This window comes from Acinetobacter sp. MYb10 (assembly GCF_002980175.2).
Taxonomy (GTDB): domain Bacteria; phylum Pseudomonadota; class Gammaproteobacteria; order Pseudomonadales; family Moraxellaceae; genus Acinetobacter; species Acinetobacter guillouiae.
In genome coordinates this window covers 4529922-4556073 of sequence record NZ_CP058272.1, presented here as the reverse complement: position 1 = coordinate 4556073, position 26152 = coordinate 4529922, and the positions used below count along the sequence as shown (strand labels likewise).

Genomic DNA, 26152 nt, shown 5'->3' with positions numbered 1-26152 from the left:
AACCCACTTTTGGTTGGTTAGTTTGGGAGATGGTGAATATTGGTCTAATACCTCATCACTATGGAAGCCTATAGGTTACAAATACAAAGCATGGCATGTAGAATTTAAAACTGGTTTTTTAGCCCCTACACTTAACTACACAGAATACCTTGCCCTCTCTAAGGCTGTTCGTAATAGTAAATAGAAGTACAGCAATTAATTTTAACTTTTAATTACTACTGTTGTATTATTAACAATCAAAAGAATTTAGATACAAAAATGAGAGCTAATTATGAAAAAAATATGTTTTATCACTTCATTAATCGTAGTTTTATCAGGATGTAGTAACTATGTATTACCGAATGGCGAACAACTTGGTAGTAAACGATGGGAGGAAATAAGTGATAGAATGAATAAAAAAGTAGGACTTTCTGAGCAAGAACTTATTAGTCAATGGGGTGTACCAAATGGTAACTATACCCTTTCAAATGGTTCAAAAATTATATCTTATGATGTATATAATTCTAGAAAAGATAGTTATTGTGAAGCAAAATTTTTAATTGAAAGGGGGAAAGTAACAAAATGGGGACATTCTGGTAATAAGGCTTGTGGACTCGGGTCAGCTTCACCTTCAAAATTAATTCCAAAGACTCCTCTTCCTAAACCTACTTTATGAAATTAATTTACTTAATGCTACTTCTCTTGGTTAATCCTTATTAAATTGAAGCCCTCAATTGAGGGCATTTCACTTTATACTTCCGTTACTCCAGTTGCAGATACACCTTTTAAAACAGGCAAATCATAACGAAACTCAGCAGGTTTACTTGTTTTCCCATACCATCGAAATTCCTGAAAGTCAGATTCATTATAAAGCGCATAACAAACCATATTTGATTGATTTCCACCAATACAGACCAACTACCTGTCTTACTATCCCGACCTGCAACAAAGCAAACATGGCCACCACCGCTTCGAGTTTTGATTGCTACACAGCCATAGGCTGGTTTTGATAGTTTAAATCCATAGTTCACATAATCAAGTGCGCAGTACCAATGTTTTGGATATGCCACACCAGTAGATTTTAGACACCACGCCAAAAATGTACCGCACCAAGGTGTTTCATCTTCTTGCCACCATGAACCCAAGGATTGAAGCCATTTTAGGATTGTTGGGTTATGAGCTGTTTTGCTTGTATTTTCTTTTAAACCTAAATGTTTTTTGGCTTCGACCATCCAAGCTAAATCATTTGTATTTGATACCAGTGTTGAGATCAGTGTATTGACGGTGGTTAAATTTAACTGAGGCTCACGCAATTCTGGCTGCTTTTTCAAACGAGCTATAATCAAAGCTACATCAACAAAAGCGCCAACATATTCTTTCCATTATTCGGGAATTGAGTTTTTGAACTCTTGAGGAATAATATTCCATAGAGTCAAAAGTGCTCAGAGAATAAACTCAAAACAAAAAAATGGCGCTTATTGCGCCGATCTGTAGTGATTTAAGCTTGTATGACTGTTTCCAATTATCGATTAATTTCATTTAATACTCCACGTGTTTGCTTGGCGTTTAAGCCAAGACTCAATAAACGTACTTCCTAAAATACCTAATGTTGATGCTATTGCGATCAAAGTAAGAGGGTTTATATCAGGAACCTGTAAAACAATTGCTCCCGCTATCGTTGATGTTGCTGCTCCTAAAGTTGTTCGGCCAATAGCTAAACGCCATGTAAGTTTTCCACCAGAGACAAGTAGTTTGGCAAATCCAATACATGCCCCCATTGCAAGAATGAATAGTAAATTTTTCATTGCTCATAAATTGGGTCCAATAAAAAACCCACTCTGTTGAGTGGGTTTGATTAACATTCGATTTTGCGATTTAAGTCTTTCACGTTAGATACCTCCAACTTTATTTTTTTGAATCCAAGCAAGCCCACCAGCTGAAAATATAAAACTGATCACTGCAATATAAAAAAAGGAATTAATTCTATTATTCTGTTCTTTAGATACATAATGAACCGAGCCATGATTATTTAATGAAACAGAATATATTTTATCTGGCGTTTCCTTACCCTTTGAATGGTAAGTTTCAAATAAATCAAGACCATAGAATAAGCTAGATATACTAGAAATTAGTAAAAATGCTGTAAAGAGATAAATTATAAGTTTTTTCATATCTTATCCAAGATATAGATTTAATCCAAGATACTAATTTTTATACAAAAAAGAAACCTCTCGATGGTGATTCCTTTTCACTAAACATTCTATCTTGGTTTTATTAATTTATTTATCGCTTGCTTTGTCTTGCCACAACTTTGCAGTTTCTTTATTTTCTTCGACCCCTAAGCCATGTTCGTACATAAATGCAATATCTCTCATTGCTTCTTTATTTCCTAGTGAAGCAGCTTTCTTGCGGATTTCTAATGCTTTTTGAGAATCTTTATTGATGCCATCACCTCGACTGTATAAATTCGCTAAGCCAACCATAGATTCAGAATGATTTTGATCTAAGCCTTTTGAAAACCAAGTAAATGCTTTTTTGTAATGTTCATCAGCATCAGCTGGATCCATATCTTCAACCAACCCAGCATAAGTTGCATATCCATCACCAAGCCAATACATCGCTTTAGCATTACCATTTTCAGCAGACTTTGTAGCCCATAATTCAGCTTGAGTTTCATCCTCATCAATACCATAACCATGAATATATACATCGGCTAACTCCAATTGGGCAACAGCATCGCCACTTTTGGCTTTAGATAATAATTCATTTGAAAATGTCGGATTAGCTAATGTTTCCATGGAAAAAATGAGTCCTAAAATAATAAATATTTGTTTGAAATTATTCAATTTTCACCCTAATATAAGTCAGGTTTGTCTATAAAATTTTGATCCATGATAATATAAATATATGACAAATTGTGTATTAACTAATTTGTTAAATATTAATCAAAACATTTTTATCACTATGTCAGCTAATTGGAATCATTTTGTATACCCAGCTTCAGTATTTTTCAATCTAGAGGATTGGATATTGAACTCATAAGCTAAAAAAATAAATCATTAACCATCCAGTACACCAAACTTATGAAAAAAATATTTGTGGAAGATTATCAAGGACATTACTTATGTGCTCACAACATTGTGGATTTTACTGATATAAAATATTCTCGTCTGTTTGCACAAATCATTTTTACAACCTTAAGAGAACCTATTTCAACTGAAAAATTTGAAAACTTAAAGAACTTTGACTCTTGGTATGATTGTTGTGATTGGATAGAAAAATTTTTATCATTAATGCCCGATTTCAAAAACACTGGAGGTTTTTATGAAAACTCAAAACTATCAACCATTGATGCAATTGAACTCACCTCAAATTGCTATAGTCATTCAGATTATGAAAAGATTTCACATATAAATACCATCTACAATAACAATGAAGACTTTAGCCATCTAGAAATTATATTTATTGATTCAAACGATACAATAGTTAAAAATTTCTCTTCAGAAGATGCTGCAAAAGAATGGCTAAATGAACATTTTTATATGATGTAAAAAATTTGCATTGAAGAAATAAAAAACCTCCCTTGGGAGGTAATAACGCAATCAATACCTAATCATTAAGTATCTTAGATTTCTTTATCTCTTCCAACTTAAAAATCTTGGAGCTAATTTTAATACCATTAGACGCATAGACAACTATCGGAAGTTTACTATTGTAATTAAGTATAGTATTACCGTTTAAGTTAATAGGAATCTCACCCATTTTAGGCATCTCAGAACAACCCATTAAAGTCGTAATTATGTTACCTAGTTTACCAACTTCATAATAAGGATATTGCATGCCCTCAACTAATTTTTTAGTATACTTTGCAGATCGACTTTTGGTATTACAATCTTGCATACCCTCCACAGAAGCAGTGATTAAGACTCTATAGTCTTCTTCATTTTCCTTAGGATCTAATAAAATTACATTTCTATTTTGATCTTTTTTAACTTCTGGATATACGTTTGAATCATTAGCACTCTTATTAGCATAAGCGCTGACCGAGATAGAGAACAAACATAAAATAAGAACTTTTTTCATACCCCACCCTAAATTATAAATTTAGACCAAGATACTAATAATAGGGTTAAAAAGAAACCTCCCGAGAGAGGTTTGGTTTTACTAAAAATTTATAGAAAAGAAATAAACTATCCTTCATTAGCTGAAACTAAAGAAAAAGTAAATTTTTTTGTCTTTCTAAGTGGATATGGTTTGCCATTAATACTTAATGGGAGAAAACTTGCTTTTTCTCGAAATTCGTTTAATACATAATTATCCAATTTAGTTAATCCGCTACTTTCAGTAATCTCGGCTTTAGTTAATTTCCCATTATCATCAGCTTCTGCATAGATCGTTATTGATCTATCTTCACCCTTTAAATCTGATTTTTTTACAAAAATCATTGGTTCACTTTTATATCTCACTTCTCTTGAAACATTAAATTGAAAAGGCTGCTTTGCACGAGCTGGGTAATTGGTTTTCTCTTCCCGTTCATTCCAAACTCGTAATTTAGATATTTGAACAGCCCTTAATACTTTATGATCTAATTCTTCCAGTCCACTACTTTTAAACACCTCAGCGTGTTCAACCTTGCCACTCGCATCAGTTTTAAATGAGATTACGACATTCCTGTCATAGCCTTCTAATAATTCATTTTTAAACGAGACTTTTGGTGCTCTCATCCACTTGACTAACATTGTATTATTTGTAATTTTTTGCCCTTCTTGAGCTTGAACGTTTGATCCTAGATAAAACGTAAGTGCAATTAAAACTATATTTAAAATTTTCATATAAAGTTCGCTTAAACTAGTGTTTTTATAAATCTATAAATTTGACTTTTGGGGTGTAAAAAACCACCCTCAGTTGGTTTAATAACTTTAGATTAACTCATTCAGGTTCAATATTTCTTTCACAATCTTCTCGCCACTCATTTGCATAATTCTCAATAGCTTGCTCTTTAGCAAAATCAGTAGCGTATATTTGATATTGTTTTGCATTAGAAATCATATCAATGAGTAGTAAAGATTGGTTTTCCGATAACTTCCCACTTGTAGCTTGTAGATAATTTTCTATATCGAAACCTTGTTGGTATTCGGTCATTAACATAGATGCCATATTTTTCATAACCTGACAAGCGTCCTGTTCATATGCATATACAGTTGTGCTTGAAAGTAAAAATAAGAATAAAAATGTTTTTTTCATAATAAATTCACGTTTTATTTTAAAACAAGATACTAATAATTAATTCAAAAAGGAACCTTCGCTTTGAGATCGAATAAATAACAGAATCACCTCCCTCATCAAAAGGAGGATGTGCTTAGTTTCTGGTTAAATAGTGATGTGAATGAAGCTGTAGCCACAAAATGTAAAAAATCTGCTAAAGTAGCCGCTTAGATAGCGGCTTTTTGTAAAAGCTGTTGTTTAAATAGACACTTAGCAAAGTGAGTAACATTGTGAGTAACTTCACAACCAGTCTACACATTAAGCAATATATTTCAAAAGGTTAAGTTTGATATGCTTCTAATGATCGATAATTACGATAGCTTTACGTATAACATTGTCCAATATTTTGGCGAGTTAAACCAAGACGTTAAAGTTGTTCGCAATGATGCCGTGACCTTAGAGGATATCGAACGATGGCAACCAAAGTACTTAGTGATTGGTCCTGGTCCTTGCTCACCCTCTGAAGCAGGAATCTCTATCCCTGCAATTCAGCATTTTGCAGGAAAAATTCCAACACTCGGTGTATGCCTAGGTCACCAAGCAATTGGTCAGGCTTTTGGCGGTGAAATTGTTCGCGCCAAAACGGTGATGCATGGTCGTTTATCCGACATGTATCATAGTGACCAAGGGATCTTCAGCAACTTACCTTCTCCATTTTCAGCAACACGTTATCATTCACTCGTGATTGATCAAGCCAGTGTGCCTGAATGTCTGGAAGTTACTTGCTGGACCAATGAACCAGATGGTTCTATCGAAGAAATTATGGGTGTCAAACATAAGACATTGCCAATTGAAGGCGTGCAGTTCCATCCAGAATCCATTCTGAGTCAACATGGTCATCAGATCTTTAAAAACTTTTTAGAAATTTATGCTTAATATGCGTAGTACAAGATAATGAATATTCAACAAGCTTTAAATAACATCACTAAAAATATCGAACTCACTCAACCTCAAATGGAAGAAGTGATGCGTACCATCATGCGTGGTGAAGCCACAGATGCCCAAATTGGTGCATTTATGATGGGACTTCGTTTAAAAGGTGAAAGTATTGACGAAATCACCGCTGCCGCACGTGTAATGCGTGAGTTTGCAATTAAAATTGATGTGGGTGATATCCCGCATTTAATTGATATTGTTGGCACTGGTGGTGATGGACAAAACCTATTTAACGTCTCTACTGCCTCTTCATTTGTTATTGCGGCAGCAGGTGCAACTATTGCAAAACATGGAAATCGTGGTGTTTCTTCTAAATCAGGCTCGTCTGATCTTTTAGAACAGGCTGGGATTAACCTTGATTTAAATATGCACCAGACAGAACGATGCATCCGTGAAATGGGGGTTGGCTTCTTATTTGCCCCAAATCATCACAAAGCAATGAAATATGCGGCTGGTCCTCGTAAAGAATTGGGCTTCCGTAGTATTTTCAATCTCCTTGGCCCGCTTACGAATCCGGCTGGGGTACGTCGCTATGTGATTGGTGTATTTTCTACAGAATTGTGTCGACCATTGGCCGAAGTTTTAAAACAACTGGGGGCTGAACATGTCATGGTGGTTCATTCTAAAGATGGCTTAGATGAAATCAGTTTGGCTTCCTCAACTTATGTTGCTGAATTAAAAAATGGTGAAATCACGGAATGGATGATTCAACCAGAAGATGTAGATATTGAATCTCAAACCTTAACTGGTCTTTCTGTTGATAGTGCTGCTGAGAGCCTAGCATTAATCAAAGATGCACTCGGTAAGAAGAAATCAGCAAAAGGTGAAAAAGCAGCCAGTATGCTGGCATTAAATGCAGGTGCTGGTATCTATGTTTCAGGTCTGACCAAGAGTTATAAACAAGGTGTCGCTTTAGCACATGATATTATCTATGGTGGGCAAGCTTTAGAAAAAATGGGCATTTTGTCTGAATTTACCAAAACACTCAAAGAGTATGAAGCTTAAGGATTAGAGGACGTTATCATGGTGGATATTGCCAATACAATGTTGGGTAAAATTGTTGATCGTAAATACGAAGAATTTGCTCAACGTTTAAAACAACGTAGTTTAAACGATGTTGAAGCGCTTGCCCAAGCTGCAACGCCTGTGCGTGGGTTTGCAAAATCTTTATACAGCAAACGCCCAGGTGTAATTGCTGAAATTAAAAAAGCCTCGCCATCAAAAGGGGTGATTCGTGAAAACTTTAACCCTGCTGAAATTGCTCAACAATACCAGCAAGCCGGTGCAGCCTGCTTATCTGTTTTAACAGATTTAGATTTCTTTCAAGGCGCTGATGAAAATATTCAGATCGCCCGTAGTCACTGTGAATTACCTGCACTACGTAAAGATTTTTTGATTAATCCTTACGGCGTTATCGAAGCACGTGCTTTACATGCCGACTGTATTTTATTGATTGTGGCTTGTTTGTCAGATCAACAACTTGAAGAAATGTCAAAGACCGCATTTGAGCAGAACCTTGATGTTTTGGTTGAAGTTCATGATGAAGCTGAACTGGAACGAGCATTGCAACTTTCAGAGCGTTGTTTACTGGGTGTGAATAACCGTAATTTAAAAACCTTTGATGTCGATTTAAATACCTCATTGCGTTTGAAGAAGTTACTTCCACCATCACGTTTACTGATCACTGAAAGTGGTATTGCAACGCCAGATGATGTGCGCATGATGCAAGAGCATGATATTCATTCATTCCTTGTGGGTGAAAGCTTTATGAAGCAACCACGCCCTGATCATGCATTTAATGCGTTGTTTGGTCTGCCTGAAACAGTGTAATTAAAAGTCAAAGGGTGAGTTCGCTCACCCTGTTTTCATATTTCTCCCACTCATCCTATAAATTTTTAAATTCCCAACATTCAAGTCACGATCAACGCAGATATAACGGTGTGAATTCAATTCAGTTCAAATTTGACAAGATTCAGACTATACTGAGCGCCTAATACCGTCCATTTACTGTTTTTTGCAATTATGAGTAAATCTGATTCCACATTCTCTAAATCACAGCTTGATTTATTAAAACAATTCAAAAAACAAATCACTCCTCCGCATTCTTCAAAAGTTGCAGTGCAACCTGAAAGTAAGAATGCACAAGTAACAGCACCTGAAGAGTTAGATGATGCTGATTTGTTTAAAACCGCACTCGGCGGTGTAACCAAACTCGATAACGGCAATATTGCCAAAATCGAGCGTAGTGATTTGCGCAAAAAACCAGATGCAAAAACCCTTGCCAAACGCGCGGCGGCTGAAGGTGCATTTGAAATTAATGATGCAGAATTGTCAGATACTCAAGCAATTTTAAATCCTGTTGCAAGTCAGGCGGCTTTAAGCTATCGCATCGCAACACTACAACATAAAGTTTTTGAAGACTTAAAAGCTGGTAATCTACGCTGGTTTGAAGCTGTTGATTTACATGGTTGTACTGTTGAAGAAGCACGCTCTGCTGTATTGCAAATCATTCAAATGGCAAAAGATGAAAACCAAAATGTCATTAAAATTGTCCATGGCAAAGGTCCAGAAGCCATACTCAAAACTTATGTGAATGGCTGGCTTCGTCAACATCGTGATGTTTTAGCTTTTGTCAGTGCTCCTGAAAAACAAGGTGGCACAGGCGCAGTTTTGGTTTTACTGAAACGTGCTGAAAGAAATCCAAAATCAAATGGAAATCCATGATCGTTTGTTTTAAATGATCAAAACTCTCTTAAGTGTCGGTTTATCTTGTAATTAGAAAATATTATTCATTTTTCTGATACAATGCCGTCCTTGTTCAAACCGTATAAGTGAACACGTTTTATGTCTATGCAGCAATCCTACGCGAATATTTTAACTGCCGTTGGCGAGGACTTAGACCGTCCTGGTCTGAAAGATACGCCTATGCGTGCGGCTAAAGCTTTTTCGTACTTGACGTCTGGCTATAGCAAAACGCTGGAAGAAGTGACCAATAATGCGGTCTTCCCTTCTGATAATGATGAAATGGTCTTGGTAAAGAATATCGAATTTTATTCGTTATGTGAGCATCATTTATTGCCTTTTCATGGTCGTGTACATATTGCCTATCTCCCTTCTGGCAATGTTTTAGGACTGTCTAAATTTGCCCGTATCACAGAAATGTTTGCGCGCCGTTTACAGATTCAAGAACAGTTGACCAAGCAAATTGCAGATGCAGTGGCTGAAGTTACTCAAGCACGTGGTGTTGCGGTGGTGATTGATTCAGCTCACATGTGTATGATGATGCGTGGTGTCAGCAAACAAGAATCGACCACACGTACCGTGTCATTTGTCGGTGATTTTAAAACAGATAAAGAAGCACGTCGTGAGTTTTTATCTGCCGTGCCTGAAGCGCATTAAGACTAATCATTCAAAAAGCAATATAAATAGCAAAGCCTCATTTTATTGAGGCTTTATTTTACGATAGGGTTTTACAATGTCTTTAATTTGGTTGGCAGGTCATGGTTTAACGCACAGTGAAACCACTATCGATTATCCTCGTGCAGAGCGATTGGTTAAAGGAAATCCCAAACGACTCACGCAAAGTTTGTATGAACATCCCAATATGAATTGTGGTATTTGGCAATGCGAGGTCGGTGCATGGGATATTCAATTTGCAGACAATAAACAGGAATTTTTTCAGCTAATTGAAGGTACTGTACGTTTGCATGATAAAAACACATCATCATTTGTAGAAATTAAAGCTGGTGAAGCAGGAATTATCCCACCTTCATTTATCGGTACATTTGAAGTGATTGAAGCAGTTAAAAAATATTTTGTTGTGGTTGAAGTTTGAATCAGTAAAACTTGTGATTTTTTTGCTTTCCTATAGCTTATATTTGTAAAACATTCGCTTATTGTCCACTTAAAACTATATGATTTAAATTATCTCAGCCTTATACCATATTTTAAATGAAAAATTTACTGATCTTGATTTCAGCGTTAACTGCCACTAGCGCCTTTGCCGACAATCTAAATGCCAACGAATTAAAAGATGTGCAAAGTGTCATTAAATTATTTAAAAATAAAAATATCACCTTGATTTCAAACAACATTACCTATCCCTTACATCGTGAAGAACCCATCCCAAGTATTGCCAATGCAACCCAGATGAAACAACGCTTTAACCAAGTGTTTGATACTCAACTTATTCAAGAGATCGCCAACTCAAAACCATCACAATGGGAAAGTATGGGTTGGCGTGGTGTGATGCTCAATGGTGGCACAATATGGTTAGATGGTCATAAAATTAAAGCCATCAACTACAGTAGTGATGCTGAACAAAAATATAAAGCACAACTGATTTCACAACAGAAAAATCAATTACATTCATCAGTTAAAAATTTTAAAACACCTGAATTACAGTTTAAAACCGCCAAATTTCAAGTGCGTATAGATGCCATGCCCAATGGTAAATACCGTTATGCATCTTGGGGAACAAAACAGTCCCAAGCTGCAAAACCTGATCTGATTTTAAATCAAGGTCGTGTTGAAATGGATGGTTCAGGCGGCGATCACCACTACATTTTTAACAGTGGTACATATCAATATGTGGTTTATCGTAATGTTTTAGGTTCAAATGAAACAGCAGATGTCACATTAGAAGTCACTCAAAAAGGCAAAAAGATCCTTTCTCAAGCAGGCACATTATTTAAATAGTTTGTATCAATGATTGAGTTGAATCATTTTTCTCAAGTTTTTCTAATTCATACAGATTTAAAGCTAGTCGAGTAAATCACCATGATGATCTACTCGATAAGCTGTTCAAAATCATGTGCTGTGCGATATATCACAAACACACAGACAATCCTTTAAATATGATATTTGATTATTTTTTTTCAGCCAATTGATAAATCAATTGTTCCATTTGTTGCATGTATTGACGATTCTCATGGTCCCACGGATGGAAGTTTGGACGGAAATAATCGATATAATTTCCCAATTGCTTTCTCAATACGCCTATGCCACCAAAGGTATAATGATAGGTCTTTTTCCAGCTAGATAAATCACTTAACTTCCCTTCTCCTTTAACAATGGTCAAGAATACAGGAATCACTAAGCCCCAGAACACAATCGTTGCGACCACCAATCCAAAACTACGAACAGCATAGGCATAAGGACCATGCCCCATTGCGGTATTCCATACATCAAAAGCCACAGCTTTATGTTCTGTTTCTTCAAAAGCATGCCAACGCCAGATATTGGCATAATGTTCTTCAGCACCTTCAAATAACTCAGGTGTCCGTAATACAGAATCTGCCAATAAAGCAGTAAAATGTTCTAATGCAATTGTTCCACTGAGCCAAAAATATGCAGGTAAGTGCTGTTTAAGCAGACCAAAAATCTCTAAAACCAATGCTTCAAATTTTGGTGCAATCGGTGAGCGTGCAAATAAGGCTTGGTTATATTCTTCATGCTCACGTCCATGCATCGCTTCTTGACCAATAAAAGCCGTCACCGCTTTTTGTAATTCTGGGTCTTGGACTAAATCACGATGTGCCCTTACCGCATCAATAAAGAAGCGTTCGCCAATAGGCAAGACAATAGAAAATGTATTTAGCAATGCGGTAAAAATTGGACCTGCGGTGGTATGCCAATCTGCGATTCGCTCTGCGGGTAAATTAAATCTGACATCACGGCGAATAGGTAATGGCTCATGATACACACTCGATTTAATAAATTTTTTTAAAATGCCCATGGTTGATCCTACCTCTGGCTGATTATCATTTTTTTAATTTAGCTGGTGCGCTTATTAGAATTTTACTTAACTGGGTTTAATTCCATAGGTCATTTCGACTCATTTACATGTCATTGCATCCCTTTTTTCTGATAGTTCGATCGAATTAGTTTCTCGAAGCATGTCGATATATGCTTGCGATACCATCAACAGCATGATCTAAATTGTGCAAAAAGTGGATCGTCAAAATGTCTTTTTCAGTTCAAAAATAGACTTTGCTGAAATGACGCATCAAGCGTATTCAATAAAAAACGCCGAGTCATAACAGAAATTAAATGTAGGATATTTCAGAGAAATACACTTAGTTTTTTGATTTATTTTTTCTAAATTTAAAGGTTTATACAACGCTTAAGCTTGAACAAATACTCATGTATTCAAAAAGCAATGCCTTAAACATCAAGGCACTGCTTTGTTCAAGATATAAAAATTTAGCCGTTAGAATAATAATTTTTTAGGATGCTCATCGCTTTGTAATGGAACAACGTGGTCATCTTTTAAATCGACCCCTGAAAGTTGTAATTTAAATGAATTACGCATCAATGCCATCAAACGTTGTGTGGCAATTTGAATACTCAGCCCTGCAGGTCGTACATTGGAAATACAGTTTCGGCTTGAATCCATACTGCCTTTTCGCGCTTTCCAAGTGTAATACACCCCCATACTGTCAGGTGAGCTTAGACCAGGCCGTTCGCCTATCAACATAATCAATAAGGGTGCATTAAAACTTTGTGCAACTTCATCGCCTAATGCCACACGACTCCCAGTTGCAAGCACAATCGGCGCCAGTTTCCAGCCTTCAGCATCAATATGTTCACGTAAGGAATTGATATAGGCAATGGCATTCTCTTCTATTGCTCGTGCTGATAAGCCATCACCAACCACGATACATACATCATATTGCTGTGGGTGCTGTTGCACATAAGTCGTGAGCTGAGTTTGAGCCTGTTCCGATAACTCACGGCCCAAATCGGGACGTTTTAAATATACTTCTTTGTCGGTTGCTTTACTTTCCACAATGAGACTTTCAAATTTTAAATCTCTAAGCCGAGCTTGCATATTTTCAGTATCTAATTGGTGAAAAACAGCATCTTTGGCCTGTGCATGAGAGAGTTGAAACTTAAGCAGTTCTTGAGTTGGAATGCTACATCCTACTCTTCCCATCGCAATACGAGCATCAGTATATTGTTTTAACTTATGCCAAGGATTTTCATGAAAGCCATTTGGAAAAGTTTCAAGTTTTGAGAGTTTCATGGTTTACTCTCCTTTTTATGATAATAATTTAGCAAAGTTTTTTGGCATACTGCTTGGCCAATGAATTTGCCGTTGTTCTTGGTGCAAAATTCCTTGCTGATCTAACCAAGCCGAGAACTCAGGGGCAGGTTTTAATCCCATTAACTGGCGTAAATATAAAGCATCATGGAATGATGTGGTTTGATAATTCAACATCACATCATCCGAACCTGGAATTCCCATGATAAAGTTAATTCCCGCAGCACCAAATAGCGTGAGTAACACATCCATGTCATTTTGATCTGCATCAGCATGGTTGGTATAACAAATATCACAACCCATAGGTACACCGAGTAATTTGCCACAGAAGTGATCTTCCAACCCTGCACGAATAATCTGCTTCCCGTCATACAAATACTCTGGACCGATAAACCCAACCACAGTATTGACCAATAATGGATTGTATTTACGTGCCACGGCATAAGCTCGTGCTTCAATAGTTTGCTGGTCCACACCATGATGCGCATTACTGGATAAGGCACTGCCCTGTCCAGTCTCAAAATACATGACATTTTTACCGATTGTTCCTCGGTTGAGTGCTAAAGTCGCCTCATAACCTTCCTGAAGTAAATCCAAGGTAACACCAAAGCCTTCATTGGCCAATTGCGTACCCGCAATGGATTGGAACATTAAATCAATTGGAATATTACGTTCTGCAAGTTGAATCCCAGAACTGATATGGGTTAACACACAAGATTGCGTAGGAATTTCATATTCTTGAATAATATGGTCGAGTAACTTCAATAACTCTGACAAATTATGTAAGTTGTCTGTGGCAGGATTAATTCCTATCACAGCATCACCATTACCATACATCAAGCCATCCAATAGGCTGGCCGAAATACCCAATACATCATCGGTTGGATGATTTGGTTGTAAGCGGGTTGATAAATGACCTTTTAAACCAATCGTATTGCGAAATTGCGTCACCACTTCACATTTACTTGCAACCAAAATTAAATCCTGATTACGCATAATTTTACTCACAGCAGCAACCATCTCTGGCGTTAAACCCATGGCTAAATTGGCCAATTTTTCAGAAGTTGCATCTTCACTCAACAACCAATTGCGAAAATCACCCACAGTAAAGTGCGCAATTGGCGCAAACAAATCAGCACGATGCTCATCAATAATTAAACGCGTAATATCGTCTTTGTCATAGTCGATAACCGTCTCATTTAAAAAAGTTTTTAACGGGACTTCTGCCAAAGCCATCTGTGCTGCCACACGTTCCGTTGCATTACTGGCAGCAACACCTGCCAACTCATCACCAGAACGTAATGGAGTAGCCTTAGCCATTAAGGTTTTTAAATCTTGGAAAATATATTGTTGCTGAGCAACGCTATAACGATAACTCATAATTATAATTCCTGTTCTGCTGCCTTAATGCTGGCAAATTCTTCTTCTGGTGTGCCTGAAATCAGATGATGACGACTATAAACAAGAAAATAGACAATGAAGACCACATAGATACCCAAAGCGATAAACCAGACTTTAGGATCGACAAGGAAACCCGCAACCACGGCGACAATTGATAAGATCAACGCAATACTGGAAGTAAAAATACCACCAGGTGTTCGATATGGACGATATACATCAGGTTGTGAAATACGTAATTTGATATGCGCCATCATCATTAAAACATAAGAAATCGTCGCACCAAATACCGCAATCAAAATCAGTAAATCACCCTGTTTGGTCAATGACAATAAAAAGCCAATAATCCCCGGAATAATCACGGCTAAATATGGCGATTTATTTTTGTTGGTCAATGATAAAGACGTAGGTAAATAACCCGCACGAGAAAGTGCAAAAATTTGCCGCGAATAGGCATAGATAATCGAGAAGAAACTCGCGATTAAACCAGCTAAGCCAACAAAGTTTACAAAGTTCGCCAACATGCCGTGCCCATATACTTTAACCAGCGCATCCACCAAAGGTGCACCTGAATCTTTAAGGACACTTGCACCTGCTGCACCTGCACTCAATATTAAAATCAAGATAGCAAAAGCAGCCAAGATCAGCATTGCACCAATCAAACCGCGTGGTAATGATTGAGCCGGATCCTTAGCCTCTTCAGCAGCTAAAGGAACACCTTCTACAGCAAGGAAAAACCAGATTGCATACGGTACTGCTGCCCAGATTCCTATATAACCTTGGGGTAAAAAGCTACTCGCACCGGCTTTAGATGAGTCAACTGCAATATCGAATAGATTGGCACTGTTAAAGTGAGGAATCATCGCGACAAGGAATACCACCACTGCAACCACTGCGATTGCAGTAATCACAAACATGATTTTAAGTGCTTCACCTGCGCCTTTTAAATGAATCCCCATAAAAACCAAATAACAGATTAAATAAATTAACCATCCACCCACTCCAAACAAGGATTCACAATATGCACCAATAAAGGTCGCGATTGCTGCTGGAGCGATGGCGTATTCGATCAGAATCGCTGTTCCTGTTAAGTAACCGCCAAATGGTCCAAAGGCCATACGAGCAAAACTGTATCCACCACCTGCTGTAGGAAGCATGGTCGACATTTCTGACATCGAAAGGCATATACATAAATACATAATCGCAGCAAAAATCACTGCGACAAACATACCGCCCCAACCACCTTGTGCGATACCAAAGTTCCATCCAGCAAAGTCACCTGAAATCACATAGGCAATCCCTAAACCGACCAAGAGTAACCAGCCAACAGCACCTTTTTTTAATTCTCGTTGAGCAAAATATTCTTTGGAATCTTCTGTTTTTACGATAGTTGATTGTTCATTTCGAGCGTCCATCATCGTTCCTTTTTAATTTGCCTTCTTTTGTATAAGCAAAAAAAGTGCCTTTCCTTGGATGACGTCAATGTTTTTTGTTCAATCCCATGAACATCACGTCTTGTCAGTTGTTAAAAACTGCTTTTAAATGAATCTATCAAACAAAGGTAGGAGAAAAGTTGAATAGCCCACATCATAGAGAATCGGAAAAAGTTATTGAAAATTGAATAATTAAAAGAAAAATAATGAAATTTATATATTTTATTTACTTTGTTATTTGTTTATTTAATTTAAGATATTATTTAGTATATATGCATAAATGGATTATGCGATGGACTCAAAACCACCTGCTAAAAAACCAACAAGCAAAAAGGAAAATTTAACCCCTGCCCAAGCAAACTCACGTTCCCAGCAAGCATTACAATCCGCACTGATTCAATGTCAGCAGGATTTACTCAATACGGCGCTGCTCGCTGCTGTTGTTATACAAATCAGAGATATGCAACAAAATCTACTGTGGTGTTCAGTGAATACAGATCAATTCGCAGGATTCCAACAAGATCAGGATTTAGAAACAAAGCCAGAACACTATATTTATAGTGCGCCTATTCTTGATTTAACATCAGGGGAAGCCTGTGGTGAAGTGGTTTTATTTCACAGCTTAAATCAAGCAAATATTTTTGGACAATTGGCTGTTACACAATGCGCCGAGATCATTGCACAAAAATTATATACACAGCCCTTTAATCGTTTAACCATCCATGCGTTTTCAGTACCACAGAAAATAATGATCAATGATCAGTCGATCCTTTTAACGCCACGACAATTTGAAATCATCTGTATTTTGATTCTAAATCCTATGGGTTTAACTTTAGAGCAGTTACATATTTATCTCTATGGCGATGAACAGATCAGTTTAAATACGCTTAAATCTGAGATTTCTTATTTAAAAAATAAGGTTGGCGAATTAATCTGTGCAAGAACCTATCAGATACAGGCAGAAATTCATGCGGATTTTAAAGAGTTGGAAGATGCTGTCGATGCCGGTTATCTTGATACAGTCAAGCAACTGTACCAAGGTGATTTCTTTATAAAAACCAAAAGCCCTTTTCTAAACAATTGGCAGCAGATTCTAAGTATGAGGATCAATAATCTACTTGTATAAACATCCTTGGCTTGCGATCGATTAATACCTATCTCAACATGTCATTCTCAAAGCTCTACTCTCGAAATAACATTCTAAAATCCGATTTGCCAGATCTATCTTTAAAAATAATGTACAAAGCCTAAACCAATTTTTTGCCAATCGAGTTGGTTTTGTTGTTGGTATTCCCAATTGACGTTTAATGAATTTTGACGATTGAGCGAATATTGCAGTGTGCTCTGGATACGTAAATTCCACTCACTTGAATCTTGCCAATAAGGTAATTCAACTTGAACTATACTGTTTAAACGATCTGACCATATGTTTTGACAGCCCAATGTTGGTCCTAGTCCAACACGCCAGCCTTTATCCAATGATGTACCTGCTTGAAGCTGTGTTTGCAATTCCGCATAACAGAGATGCTTACGATCATCATCTGCAAGGGTATAACCAGATTGGGCTTTTGCACTGACCACGCCATGTTGTTGCTGGTCACTAAATTGTCCATTTTGAATGGCTTCTTGCTGCCAACCCAAAGTAAAACCCCATGTTATTGGCATTTTAAACGGGGTAATGGGGTTATAAGAGTTTACTGTTAATAAGTCGAGATGTTCGAGTTTAAGACGATCATCTCGCCATTGTGCTGCACCATCCAGAAACAACAATTGTGTGCCTGTACGGAAACCGCCCTGTGGATCTTTTAGTTCGTGATAGGCCTGACGATGACCAATTTGTACAAATTTTTCATTCTGAACCTCACCCGCTTCCACGGACCACTTACGTGAATCATGTCCATTGACTGGATCAACTTTCGGACGCTGAGGTGCTAAGCGTTGTTTCTCTATAGGGATTTGACTACGTAAGCCTAAGAGTTGTCTAAAACGCGGTTGAGTAAAGCTTGCATCGACCTGACGAGCAACGAATTGTAAATATAAATCGTCATAGGCCATTTCTAATATTTTTGCACGATCTTGATCATCATAATCAGCGATAGCCGCTTGCATCTGTTGTGGTTCTAATAGCGCAATTGCATGGGCTTTTTTTGCCAATGCATGACCATGTTGTTTGGCCTGCGAATTTAATTGTGTTTCTAACGCTGGACGATATACCGCTTCTCGTACTAATCCCTGTTGCTCTACGGCTTTAATAGTTTCAATCGGGATCGCTGCATATGTAAATTGCTTGCGTAAATTCGAGCTTGGACGGACTAAATCAATCAACCCCAATAAACGATAGGCACAATTATCGCTGACAAAATAATAAGGAAAACTGACTTTTTGCATTTCCCAAATATGTTTTACCAAAAAAGCGGTCTCTTCAGGATTTAAATTCAGTTCATATTCCCAAAGATCACGGCTTTCAAAATCACCATATTCTTTCACTTTGCGATAATAAGGCATTAAAGAATATTCGCCAGGATATTTCCCAACTAACCCTTTCCATGCATAAGACCAATTATCATCGCTGTTTACTGTGGCTGCATAATTCACAGCATAAGAGACTAAATTGAGCTGCTTTTGATCTTTAGGATCGAGACGAAGTAAGGTATGTCCAAACATTGAGCTTGGATTGCCCATAAAATCAGTCGCATAAATTAAGGTCACTTGGTAGGGTTTGATTTGTGCATACCATTGATCAAACTCAGTACAGGACACAACGGGTAATTGTTGTTGTGAAATATTCAGTTGTTGCATCAGCCATTGACTACGTGCAGGAAATTTACAACGAATGGATTGATTGTCATCGGCGACTTGAAATAGTGCAGTGATATCTGCATTCATTTCATTTTGGATGTTCTGTCGACCATCTTGAGCAAAGAAATAACCTGAATAACTGACTTCGCTTTGATTTGTGTTTTTGTGACCTGCATTTTTGTGATTTAAGTCTTTAGCAGAGGCATCTTCTGCATAAAGTAAACGTTTCCATGTAATATGACTGGCTAATTGTTTTTGTTGTGCTAGTTTTAATGCGTTTTCTAATGCCTGCTGATTCTCTAAAAGTGATTCCGCATGCAAATGAACGGTAAACAATGAACTGAGTAAGCTTAAACTAAGTGCTAAATATTTCATTCAATCATCAATTTATATAGATATATTATAAAACTGCACAATTAAAAAATGTCGGCTCAATACAAAAGTTCGCCCAATGTTCACTCATGCTTGATTCATTTTTCAATAATATGTGTTTGATAAAATTTAAATAAAAAAACCCTGCAACAAGGCAGGGTTTTGACGCAATTAAACGTAAGCTTTTAATACTTCGTCTTTTGCCATCACTTGTTGAAGTGAAGCTAATACTTGTAGAGAATTTTGATTTTCTGCTGAATAAATACTTGCAAAGTTTGACTTCGCTACAGCATTAAAACGTGCTTTATCTGCATCTTTAACGTTTAACAATAAAGCAAGTACGTTAAGACTTTCACCTTGTCCTACAGCCATATCACGTGCAAGTGCTTCTGAGTTTTCATTGGTAAAGGTCACAACTTGCGCAGTCACTTTACCATTGCCATTACAACCTAAAGTACCAAACGTAATACCTAATAATTGGTTAGTTAAAAGACCATTGGTGGTTGCCGCTAAAATCTTAGGTATTTTTCCAGATTGACCAGCCCAAACTTGCGATCCTAAACCACAACCCACATCTGGATCAGCCATAGCAACACTTGAACCCGCAGCCAATACAGCAGCCAAAGCGATTTTTTTTAACATATAATTCTCCAGAATTTTCATATGCATTGTTTTAATTCAACATATGTAAATTGTTATTTTCCTTAATGTGTAAGTTTGATTACACCTATTTAGATTTATCACATAAATTTAGATAAGCAAATCTAAATATGACAATTACGGAATTATTTATTGTACTTTTTTAGTGACCATTCACCCTTTTTATTGCGATCTCCGAGAATTTCAAGTACTAAAACCAGACTCAAAAGTAACAGTAAATACCACGAGCCAAGCTTACCCCACCCCACCATATGCCATGCATCCACCTGACTCGGGTACAACCAAATTTTATTAAAAGTACTAATATTTTCAGCAACCCAAATTATAAATGCCAAAACAACTAATACCGGTAACATCGGAAGCTGAAATTCATGCTGTTGTAATTTAAAGCGAATTTTTGTTTTCCAAAAAATTACCACACTCCAAATGAACAATACATTACGAAAATCTGGAATAAAGAATTTGCTCATAAAATTGATATATGACAATACTGCCAGACTCAACATATTGGCAAAACTAGGCAAATTTAAAAAAGAAACCTGATACAAACGCAGTGAACGTGCAAAAAAACTACCGACTGCCGAATACATAAATCCTGCAAATAAAGGCACAGTCAAAAGTTTAAAAACGGCAGGTTGCGGATATTGCCAAGAGGCAATTTGCGGGTGTGTTAAAAATATTTCCATAGCCATGGCCATGATATGAAATAAAGCAATAACTTTCGCTTCTGCCCAGGATTCTAATTTTAAATACAATAAACAGGCTTGAATGATCAACGCATATAACAATAAATAGTCATAACGAAACAAACCATAAAATTCATGGCTGCCCATGCTTGCCGTAATGACAAATGCAATCAGCAATAAAATACCAAATAAGGCAGCCGATGCTGCCTTAAATAAAAATTCATATAATGATTTAAAATAGATCATAAATGCATTTACAACAATAAGTTAACCTAAATATTTGGCACTGTATTGGTGTACAGTGTCAATAAATGCTTTTGGTTTTTCAGGATCAACCCATTGTGTAATACCATGACCTAAGTTAGCGATATAACCTGTTTTCTCACCATTGGCATATGCATCATCCAACATGGCTTTGGTTGCTTTTTCAATAGAATCAGCTGAACCATACAATGTTGCAGGATCTAGATTTCCTTGTAGCGCTGCTCGTCCATTGACTGTTTGGCGAGCCACGTTTAATGGGGTTGTCCAATCTAAGCCAAATGCATCTGCACCTGTAGCAATCATTGGCTCTAACCATTGACCACCGCCTTTGGTAAATAAGATCACAGGTACTTTACGCCCTTCATGCTCTCGTTTTAATCCTGCAACAATTTTCTGCATATATTTGAGTGAAAATTCTAGATATTCACGATGCGCTAATGCGCCACCCCAGCTATCAAAAATTTGTACAGCTTGAGCACCTGCCTCAATTTGAGCATTTAAATAGTCAATTACAGCATCGGCTAAACGATCTAATAAAGCATGTAAAACTTCAGGTTGTGCATACATCATCTGTTTGGTAAAACGGAAGTCTTTGCTTGAACCACCTTCCACCATGTAGGTTGCCAAGGTCCACGGACTTCCCGAAAAACCAATTAAAGGCACTTGACCACCCAAAGCTGAACGAATGGTTGAAACCGCATTCATCACATAAGCCAGATCAGATTTGGCATCGAATTTGGGTAAATTTGCCACATCCTGTTCAGTACGAACTGTTTTATGGAATTTAGGACCTTCACCTGTTTCAAAATAAAGCCCTAAACCTAAAGCATCGGGAACAGTCAAAATGTCTGAAAATAGAATTGCGGCATCAAGCTCATAACGGCGCAAAGGCTGTAAAGTCACTTCACAAGCAAATTCTGTATTTTTACAAAGAGAAAGAAAATCACCTGCTTTCGCACGTGTTTCACGATATTCTGGTAAATAACGTCCAGCCTGACGCATCATCCAAACTGGAGTCGTATCTACAGGTTCACGCAATAAGGCACGTAGAAAACGATCATTTTTTAAGGTCGTCATTTACTTTCCCAATCAAAAATTAAATTCGCCCCATCATAGCAAAAAGGCCTGCTACATAACCATTTCTAGAAAATTTTTCTCAATAAAGTTTTATTTGCTTGCTTTGATTTAAATTTCGTTTGGTATACGAAAATAAAACAAAACCAGCTGACAGAGAAAATGTCTATAGAAAAAAATGATTAACACAAAACAAATACTGCAACACCTTATAATTTCTGCAATACTTACACAGATTTTTAGTCATAAATTATGAATAATTCTTAAGGTTGATCTACATGTTCGTTCGCTCAATTCTTGCTTTGAGTTTAAGCTGTTTATTAACAGGTACAGCTTTTGCTGCATCTACAGCTGAGCAACCTCTAACGCCTAAAAAAGTTGCTGCTCCCGTTGAAGATCCTATTGATCCACTTGCTATTGACAGTTCTGCTTCAAGTGTAGAAACACAGATAAGCCAGCAAGAGCAACAAGACTTAGACAAAGCTGCAAACACGCTACAAAATTTAGAAAAAACTGAGGATAAAAACTCAGGTACTGCTATTGCCCCATCGGCTCCACAGACCACGACTGCAAAAACGGCAAGCAATCCCAACGCGCCTAAAGCATCTTGGACTTTAGATGGAATCAACAATGCAGAATGGTACGAAAATATTGGCAAGGGTCAATTCCCTGTCTATGCTCGTGCCCATGTCATGTTAAATAATGCACATGCTTCACCTGGTGCAATTGATGGTTCAAGCGGTATGAATACGCTGAAAGCCATTGCTTCATTCCAACAAATGAATGGCATTAAACCAACGGGTGAGCTGACCAAAGAAACTTGGGATGCATTAATTTCTCAACAAGGCAATAAACCTGCTTTTGTAGAATACACGATAACTGCTGAAGATCTAAAAGGTCCTTATGCAAAATCAATTCCACGTGATTATGCTTTACAAGCAAAAATGCCAGGTTTGTATTACACCCGTGTCACCGAAATGCTGGGTGAAAAATTCCATATGGATGAAGAGTTCTTAAAGAAACTTAATCCTAAAGCAACATTTAACAAAGTTGGTGAAAAGATCGTTGTCACCAATATCCGTAACGAATTGCCTGAAAATATCCATTTAATTGTGGCGCATAAAGGCGCGAAACAATTGTATTTATTTAATGCGCAAAACCAAATGGTCGGCTCATTCCCTGCCACGATTGGTAGTTCTGATACGCCATCGCCAACAGGAACGTATAAAGTTACCGGTGTTGCACGCAACCCTTGGTATAGTTACTCGCCAAGTAACTTTGTACAAGGCAAAAACTTAAAACCATTATCATTACCACCTGGTCCAAATGCCCCTGTAGGGAATATCTGGATTGGCTTGAGTAAGAAATCATTTGGTATTCATGGTACGCCAAACCCATCTGCAATTTCGAAAACAGCTTCACATGGTTGTATTCGTTTGACCAACTGGGATGCCAATGACTTAGGTAAAAAAGTTAAATCAGGTGTAACGGTTAAATTCCTAGAATAATCTTATACTTGATGAAATGAAAACCAGTGTGCATACACTGGTTTTTTTATTGCAAAAGATAAAAAACTGATCGTTCTAAAAACAAAACAATATGTTGCTATTTTGCTATTTCATCCCAATTACTTAAATATTAATATTCACTCATGTTAAAAAATAAAGAATTGGAGACTTGAGATGAATACTTTTTTACATCACAGCGAAAACCGTGGTCACGTAAAAATGGATTGGTTAGACACCAAACATAGTTTCTCTTTTGGTAGCTGGTACGATCCTAAATATATGGGTGTTGGTTCTTTACGTGTAATCAATGATGATACCATTGCAGCACATAAAGGTTTCGGTACTCACCCACATGACAATATGGAAATTTTGACCTGTGTACTCAAAGGTACCATTTCACACAAAGACAGTATGGGAAATGAACGTCATATCCATGCGGGTGAATGGCAATTGATGAGTGCGGGTACAGGTGTACAACACAGTGAAATCAACCAAGGTGATGAAGCCGTTCATATGCTACAAATTTGGGTGATTCCAAATGTTCAAGATGCTGAACCGAATTATCAACAAATTGAACGTGATCCTAAAAAATCACCTAATGAATGGCAATTGATTGTGGGGCCAAATGACAATGCGCCGATGCATATTCGTCAAGATGCTGAAATTAAAGCGGCATATTTGGAAAAAGGTCACACACTTGAAGTGAAAGCAACCCAAAAATTTAACTATGTACATGTGATCGAAGGTGAGATTGATATTGCCGGTCAAGTCGTTAAAGCAGGTGATGCTTATTTATTTGACGAAGATTCAACACTCACTGCACATGAAGATAGCCAATTTATTTGGTTTGATTTAAACAGCTAATCCGTATGCAATAAAAAACCTCCGTATGTAATATATGGAGGTTTTTTTATGTCGAGCTTATTGAATAAGTTAGCAGCAGTGTTTAAGCACAATAATTTTTTTTCTGATCTTTAATCAATGATAGAGCAGCATTCCAAGCGGCCTGAATAATTGGTTCAGCAGCATCACTTTCAAATTGCTTCACCGTATATTCACATATTTGCTTACTCGGATAATGAAGTTTCGAGCTACTCATGGCTTTGATCTGAACTTGACAAGCCCGTTCTAGAAAGTAAATTTCGTGAAATGCTCTTGCGATACTATTACCAGTGGCGAGCAAACCATGATTACGTAAAATCATGCAACGGTAATTGCCCAAATCCTCAACCAAACGCTCTCGCTCTGCGGTGGAAAACGCAATGCCCTCATATTCATGATAAGCAATATTATTATAAAATTTCAGTGCATGTTGCGACAAAGGCAATAAACCTTTTTCTTGTGCAGACACCGCAATCCCATCTGCCGTATGGGTATGAATAACACAGTGAATATCATCTTTGGCATGGTGCAAGGCAGAATGAATAACGAAGCCTGCGACATTGACCATCTTCCCTTGATCATAATCGGCAACTATATTCCCTTCATGATCAATCTTCACCAAATCTGATGCTTTCATCTGATCAAATGTCACCCCATAGCGGTTAATCAGAAAATGATCAGGCTCATGCGGGACACGTAAACTGATATGGGTATCAATCAAATCGGTCATTCTATAGTGAGCAATCAAGCGATAAAGGGCTGCCAACTGACAACGTGCTTCCCATTCAGCTTTATCAATATGCTTTGGACGTTTCATCCTAAAATCCTTTTTATTGCCAATGTATAAACATCATTACTTTTAGCGAGTGTTCAACAAATTAACAAGTTTTAATTCGTGAATGATAACTAAAGCATCAATTTCGGGGTTGCATAATATAAAAAATCCAAATCAATAATTGAATATTGATTTGGATTAAAATTATTAATTATCATATTTTTTATTATTATTTATATTTATCAAATTATTATAATAAAGATTTATATTTTGTTTGTTCTTATTAAAATAAAAAATTAAATTATTATTTATTTTAATTCTTCATTATTGTTATAAAACGCCTTCATTCGTTGTTATAAGAATAGATTTAAATACTGAGCTGATAGAGCAATTTTTTACCCTTAAAAGTTAAATCCTTAATAAAAACAATATCCATATTATCTAAGTAAGAAATAGCATCATCAATTTCAATGTAGTCTTCATCAATCAACCATGAAATATCCAATTCGTTTAAATCAACCATACCGACTAAGTAAATAGCCTGATTTTTATTTTGTCGATTTTGAATATTTTTTAGAATTTCGCGTATCTTAATCCAGTCTTTCATATTTTAAATCTCATCGTGCTTACAGGTTCTATTATATTTATTGGAGAATTAAATACTAGATAGAGAAATGCCCTATGCGACAAAATTTGTCGCACAGGGCATCACTATAAAAAACCACAATATCTGTATAAATTTCATCCATAAATATGGATAAGAATTTCCCCTACAATCGCTTTAAAATTGCAATATGAAAGCTTGAATTCACGCCCTATATTCTGTTCTCGTGCTTATAGTCAAACAAGGAAAAATCACATCTGCTTGTGGCACTTCTTACAAACTCACTGCAAGCGTCCCAATTTTTGTGCATGTGATTGACCTTTGCAAAATCACGATTGCATATTTCACTCGTGTACAAACTTTTGCTCAATGAGATGTCATACGTAATCCCATTCCCCACAACCAATGAATGCCACGCTTTTCACGGTAAAATCTGCTGTTTAATCATTTGAAGTCACAATCTTATCCCTTT

General features: G+C 36.9%; 28 protein-coding genes and 1 pseudogene. 12 read left to right on the top strand and 17 right to left on the bottom strand.

All coding sequences use genetic code 11. The features are described from left to right. Positions 1-271: 271 nt before the first annotated feature. On the top strand, positions 272-655 hold the full coding sequence (locus CQZ96_RS21165) for a lipoprotein (protein WP_004724583.1): 384 nt from the start codon (positions 272-274) through the stop codon (positions 653-655). A gap of 74 nt (positions 656-729) precedes the next feature. On the opposite strand, the pseudogene CQZ96_RS21160 reads toward CQZ96_RS21165, so the two are convergent. From CQZ96_RS21160 to CQZ96_RS21145, 4 genes and pseudogenes are all read right to left on the bottom strand, one after another. Next, positions 730-1518, bottom strand: a pseudogene (locus tag CQZ96_RS21160) (TIGR02594 family protein). Continuing rightward, on the bottom strand, positions 1515-1784 hold the full coding sequence (locus CQZ96_RS21155; protein ID WP_056517692.1) for a holin: 270 nt from the start codon (positions 1782-1784) through the stop codon (positions 1515-1517). The pseudogene CQZ96_RS21160 and the gene CQZ96_RS21155 overlap by 4 nt, the downstream one beginning before the upstream one ends. 84 nt (positions 1785-1868) lie before the next feature. Further along, positions 1869-2150, bottom strand: coding sequence for a hypothetical protein (locus tag CQZ96_RS21150; RefSeq protein WP_105714112.1), 282 nt, complete (start codon positions 2148-2150; stop codon positions 1869-1871). Positions 2151-2258: 108 nt separating this feature from the next. Next, positions 2259-2777 (bottom strand): tetratricopeptide repeat protein, encoded by a 519-nt coding sequence (locus tag CQZ96_RS21145; RefSeq protein WP_004724590.1) that lies wholly within the window; start codon positions 2775-2777, stop codon positions 2259-2261. 285 nt (positions 2778-3062) lie between these two features. On the opposite strand from CQZ96_RS21145, the gene CQZ96_RS21140 reads away from it, so the two are divergent. Then, positions 3063-3530: a hypothetical protein gene (locus CQZ96_RS21140; RefSeq protein ID WP_004724592.1), complete on the top strand. Its 468-nt coding sequence runs from the start codon at positions 3063-3065 to the stop codon at positions 3528-3530. A 58-nt stretch (positions 3531-3588) separates the two neighbouring features. On the opposite strand, the gene CQZ96_RS21135 is transcribed toward CQZ96_RS21140, so the two are convergent. The 3 genes from CQZ96_RS21135 to CQZ96_RS21125 all read right to left on the bottom strand — a co-directional run bounded on the left by CQZ96_RS21135 (position 3589) and on the right by CQZ96_RS21125 (position 5223). Beyond that, positions 3589-4062: an ecotin family protein gene (locus tag CQZ96_RS21135; RefSeq protein ID WP_105714111.1), complete on the bottom strand. Its 474-nt coding sequence runs from the start codon at positions 4060-4062 to the stop codon at positions 3589-3591. 107 nt (positions 4063-4169) lie between these two features. Beyond that, a complete protein-coding gene (locus CQZ96_RS21130) occupies positions 4170-4811 on the bottom strand; it encodes a TonB family protein (RefSeq protein WP_105714110.1) in 642 nt (213 codons plus the stop codon). A gap of 97 nt (positions 4812-4908) precedes the next feature. Beyond that, positions 4909-5223: a hypothetical protein gene (locus tag CQZ96_RS21125; protein ID WP_004724597.1), complete on the bottom strand. Its 315-nt coding sequence runs from the start codon at positions 5221-5223 to the stop codon at positions 4909-4911. Between the two features lie 312 nt (positions 5224-5535). Between CQZ96_RS21125 and CQZ96_RS21120 the strand changes: the two genes are divergently transcribed. The 7 genes from CQZ96_RS21120 (at position 5536) to CQZ96_RS21090 (ending at position 10878) form a co-directional block, all read left to right on the top strand. Beyond that, positions 5536-6120, top strand: a complete 585-nt coding sequence (locus CQZ96_RS21120) for an anthranilate synthase component II (protein ID WP_105714109.1) — start codon at positions 5536-5538, stop codon at positions 6118-6120. 18 nt (positions 6121-6138) lie between these two features. Beyond that, positions 6139-7185 (top strand): anthranilate phosphoribosyltransferase, encoded by a 1047-nt coding sequence (gene trpD / locus CQZ96_RS21115; RefSeq protein WP_004724601.1) that lies wholly within the window; start codon positions 6139-6141, stop codon positions 7183-7185. An 18-nt stretch (positions 7186-7203) separates the two neighbouring features. Continuing rightward, the gene (trpC, locus tag CQZ96_RS21110; protein ID WP_004724604.1) at positions 7204-8010 is read left to right on the top strand and encodes an indole-3-glycerol phosphate synthase TrpC; all 807 of its coding nucleotides are present in this window, start codon (positions 7204-7206) and stop codon (positions 8008-8010) included. A 192-nt stretch (positions 8011-8202) separates the two neighbouring features. Next, a complete protein-coding gene (locus tag CQZ96_RS21105) occupies positions 8203-8904 on the top strand; it encodes a Smr/MutS family protein (RefSeq protein ID WP_034611770.1) in 702 nt (233 codons plus the stop codon). Positions 8905-9030: 126 nt separating this feature from the next. Further along, entirely contained in the window at positions 9031-9579 is a 549-nt protein-coding gene (folE, locus tag CQZ96_RS21100) for a GTP cyclohydrolase I FolE (RefSeq protein WP_171064926.1), read from the top strand. A gap of 76 nt (positions 9580-9655) precedes the next feature. Next, positions 9656-10015, top strand: coding sequence for a cupin domain-containing protein (locus CQZ96_RS21095; RefSeq protein WP_105714108.1), 360 nt, complete (start codon positions 9656-9658; stop codon positions 10013-10015). 116 nt (positions 10016-10131) lie between these two features. Further along, positions 10132-10878, top strand: coding sequence for a hypothetical protein (locus CQZ96_RS21090; protein WP_105714107.1), 747 nt, complete (start codon positions 10132-10134; stop codon positions 10876-10878). A 169-nt stretch (positions 10879-11047) separates the two neighbouring features. Here CQZ96_RS21090 and CQZ96_RS21085 read toward each other — a convergent pair whose 3' ends face one another. From CQZ96_RS21085 to eat, 4 genes are all read right to left on the bottom strand, one after another. Beyond that, positions 11048-11917: a metal-dependent hydrolase gene (locus CQZ96_RS21085; protein WP_105714106.1), complete on the bottom strand. Its 870-nt coding sequence runs from the start codon at positions 11915-11917 to the stop codon at positions 11048-11050. 474 nt (positions 11918-12391) lie between these two features. After that, positions 12392-13207: an ethanolamine ammonia-lyase subunit EutC gene (eutC, locus tag CQZ96_RS21080; protein WP_105714105.1), complete on the bottom strand. Its 816-nt coding sequence runs from the start codon at positions 13205-13207 to the stop codon at positions 12392-12394. 15 nt (positions 13208-13222) lie between these two features. Further along, positions 13223-14605 (bottom strand): ethanolamine ammonia-lyase subunit EutB, encoded by a 1383-nt coding sequence (locus CQZ96_RS21075; RefSeq protein WP_105714104.1) that lies wholly within the window; start codon positions 14603-14605, stop codon positions 13223-13225. Between the two features lie 2 nt (positions 14606-14607). Beyond that, complete coding sequence (gene eat / locus CQZ96_RS21070) at positions 14608-16038, bottom strand: ethanolamine permease (protein WP_105714103.1); 1431 nt, start codon at positions 16036-16038, stop codon at positions 14608-14610. Positions 16039-16348: 310 nt separating this feature from the next. On the opposite strand from eat, the gene CQZ96_RS21065 reads away from it, so the two are divergent. Beyond that, positions 16349-17182 (top strand): hypothetical protein, encoded by an 834-nt coding sequence (locus CQZ96_RS21065; RefSeq protein ID WP_105714102.1) that lies wholly within the window; start codon positions 16349-16351, stop codon positions 17180-17182. 101 nt (positions 17183-17283) lie between these two features. On the opposite strand, the gene CQZ96_RS21060 is transcribed toward CQZ96_RS21065, so the two are convergent. The 4 genes from CQZ96_RS21060 to hemE form a co-directional block, all read right to left on the bottom strand. Then, positions 17284-19230, bottom strand: a complete 1947-nt coding sequence (locus CQZ96_RS21060) for a DUF4105 domain-containing protein (RefSeq protein WP_105714101.1) — start codon at positions 19228-19230, stop codon at positions 17284-17286. Positions 19231-19398: 168 nt separating this feature from the next. Beyond that, a complete protein-coding gene (locus CQZ96_RS21055) occupies positions 19399-19869 on the bottom strand; it encodes a DUF3015 family protein (RefSeq protein ID WP_105714100.1) in 471 nt (156 codons plus the stop codon). 143 nt (positions 19870-20012) lie between these two features. Further along, positions 20013-20819: a DUF817 domain-containing protein gene (locus tag CQZ96_RS21050; RefSeq protein ID WP_105714099.1), complete on the bottom strand. Its 807-nt coding sequence runs from the start codon at positions 20817-20819 to the stop codon at positions 20013-20015. A 21-nt stretch (positions 20820-20840) separates the two neighbouring features. Beyond that, the gene (gene hemE, locus CQZ96_RS21045) at positions 20841-21914 is read right to left on the bottom strand and encodes a uroporphyrinogen decarboxylase (protein ID WP_034611784.1); all 1074 of its coding nucleotides are present in this window, start codon (positions 21912-21914) and stop codon (positions 20841-20843) included. 275 nt (positions 21915-22189) lie between these two features. Between hemE and CQZ96_RS21040 the strand changes: the two genes are divergently transcribed. Further along, positions 22190-23419, top strand: coding sequence for a L,D-transpeptidase family protein (locus CQZ96_RS21040; protein ID WP_004724632.1), 1230 nt, complete (start codon positions 22190-22192; stop codon positions 23417-23419). Positions 23420-23593: 174 nt separating this feature from the next. Beyond that, positions 23594-24283: a pirin family protein gene (locus CQZ96_RS21035; protein ID WP_105714098.1), complete on the top strand. Its 690-nt coding sequence runs from the start codon at positions 23594-23596 to the stop codon at positions 24281-24283. Between the two features lie 82 nt (positions 24284-24365). Here CQZ96_RS21035 and CQZ96_RS21030 read toward each other — a convergent pair whose 3' ends face one another. Together CQZ96_RS21030 and CQZ96_RS21025 are read right to left on the bottom strand one after the other, a co-directional pair. After that, positions 24366-25118 (bottom strand): class II aldolase/adducin family protein, encoded by a 753-nt coding sequence (locus CQZ96_RS21030; protein ID WP_105714097.1) that lies wholly within the window; start codon positions 25116-25118, stop codon positions 24366-24368. 325 nt (positions 25119-25443) lie between these two features. After that, positions 25444-25683, bottom strand: a complete 240-nt coding sequence (locus tag CQZ96_RS21025; protein WP_105714096.1) for a hypothetical protein — start codon at positions 25681-25683, stop codon at positions 25444-25446. Positions 25684-26152: the final 469 nt, after the last annotated feature.

What these genes read in the sequence shown, in the direction of transcription:
- CQZ96_RS21165 (WP_004724583.1), top strand. Translation starts at nt 272, where the DNA reads ATGAAAAAAATATGTTTTATCACTTCATTAATCGTAGTTTTATCAGGA.
- CQZ96_RS21155 (WP_056517692.1), bottom strand. Translation starts at nt 1,784, where the DNA reads ATGAAAAATTTACTATTCATTCTTGCAATGGGGGCATGTATTGGATTT.
- CQZ96_RS21150 (WP_105714112.1), bottom strand. Translation starts at nt 2,150, where the DNA reads ATGAAAAAACTTATAATTTATCTCTTTACAGCATTTTTACTAATTTCT.
- CQZ96_RS21145 (WP_004724590.1), bottom strand. Translation starts at nt 2,777, where the DNA reads ATGGAAACATTAGCTAATCCGACATTTTCAAATGAATTATTATCTAAA.
- CQZ96_RS21140 (WP_004724592.1), top strand. Translation starts at nt 3,063, where the DNA reads ATGAAAAAAATATTTGTGGAAGATTATCAAGGACATTACTTATGTGCT.
- CQZ96_RS21135 (WP_105714111.1), bottom strand. Translation starts at nt 4,062, where the DNA reads ATGAAAAAAGTTCTTATTTTATGTTTGTTCTCTATCTCGGTCAGCGCT.
- CQZ96_RS21130 (WP_105714110.1), bottom strand. Translation starts at nt 4,811, where the DNA reads ATGAAAATTTTAAATATAGTTTTAATTGCACTTACGTTTTATCTAGGA.
- CQZ96_RS21125 (WP_004724597.1), bottom strand. Translation starts at nt 5,223, where the DNA reads ATGAAAAAAACATTTTTATTCTTATTTTTACTTTCAAGCACAACTGTA.
- CQZ96_RS21120 (WP_105714109.1), top strand. Translation starts at nt 5,536, where the DNA reads ATGCTTCTAATGATCGATAATTACGATAGCTTTACGTATAACATTGTC.
- trpD (WP_004724601.1), top strand. Translation starts at nt 6,139, where the DNA reads ATGAATATTCAACAAGCTTTAAATAACATCACTAAAAATATCGAACTC.
- trpC (WP_004724604.1), top strand. Translation starts at nt 7,204, where the DNA reads ATGGTGGATATTGCCAATACAATGTTGGGTAAAATTGTTGATCGTAAA.
- CQZ96_RS21105 (WP_034611770.1), top strand. Translation starts at nt 8,203, where the DNA reads ATGAGTAAATCTGATTCCACATTCTCTAAATCACAGCTTGATTTATTA.
- folE (WP_171064926.1), top strand. Translation starts at nt 9,031, where the DNA reads ATGCAGCAATCCTACGCGAATATTTTAACTGCCGTTGGCGAGGACTTA.
- CQZ96_RS21095 (WP_105714108.1), top strand. Translation starts at nt 9,656, where the DNA reads ATGTCTTTAATTTGGTTGGCAGGTCATGGTTTAACGCACAGTGAAACC.
- CQZ96_RS21090 (WP_105714107.1), top strand. Translation starts at nt 10,132, where the DNA reads ATGAAAAATTTACTGATCTTGATTTCAGCGTTAACTGCCACTAGCGCC.
- CQZ96_RS21085 (WP_105714106.1), bottom strand. Translation starts at nt 11,917, where the DNA reads ATGGGCATTTTAAAAAAATTTATTAAATCGAGTGTGTATCATGAGCCA.
- eutC (WP_105714105.1), bottom strand. Translation starts at nt 13,207, where the DNA reads ATGAAACTCTCAAAACTTGAAACTTTTCCAAATGGCTTTCATGAAAAT.
- CQZ96_RS21075 (WP_105714104.1), bottom strand. Translation starts at nt 14,605, where the DNA reads ATGAGTTATCGTTATAGCGTTGCTCAGCAACAATATATTTTCCAAGAT.
- eat (WP_105714103.1), bottom strand. Translation starts at nt 16,038, where the DNA reads ATGGACGCTCGAAATGAACAATCAACTATCGTAAAAACAGAAGATTCC.
- CQZ96_RS21065 (WP_105714102.1), top strand. Translation starts at nt 16,349, where the DNA reads ATGGACTCAAAACCACCTGCTAAAAAACCAACAAGCAAAAAGGAAAAT.
- CQZ96_RS21060 (WP_105714101.1), bottom strand. Translation starts at nt 19,230, where the DNA reads ATGAAATATTTAGCACTTAGTTTAAGCTTACTCAGTTCATTGTTTACC.
- CQZ96_RS21055 (WP_105714100.1), bottom strand. Translation starts at nt 19,869, where the DNA reads ATGTTAAAAAAAATCGCTTTGGCTGCTGTATTGGCTGCGGGTTCAAGT.
- CQZ96_RS21050 (WP_105714099.1), bottom strand. Translation starts at nt 20,819, where the DNA reads ATGATCTATTTTAAATCATTATATGAATTTTTATTTAAGGCAGCATCG.
- hemE (WP_034611784.1), bottom strand. Translation starts at nt 21,914, where the DNA reads ATGACGACCTTAAAAAATGATCGTTTTCTACGTGCCTTATTGCGTGAA.
- CQZ96_RS21040 (WP_004724632.1), top strand. Translation starts at nt 22,190, where the DNA reads ATGTTCGTTCGCTCAATTCTTGCTTTGAGTTTAAGCTGTTTATTAACA.
- CQZ96_RS21035 (WP_105714098.1), top strand. Translation starts at nt 23,594, where the DNA reads ATGAATACTTTTTTACATCACAGCGAAAACCGTGGTCACGTAAAAATG.
- CQZ96_RS21030 (WP_105714097.1), bottom strand. Translation starts at nt 25,118, where the DNA reads ATGAAACGTCCAAAGCATATTGATAAAGCTGAATGGGAAGCACGTTGT.
- CQZ96_RS21025 (WP_105714096.1), bottom strand. Translation starts at nt 25,683, where the DNA reads ATGAAAGACTGGATTAAGATACGCGAAATTCTAAAAAATATTCAAAAT.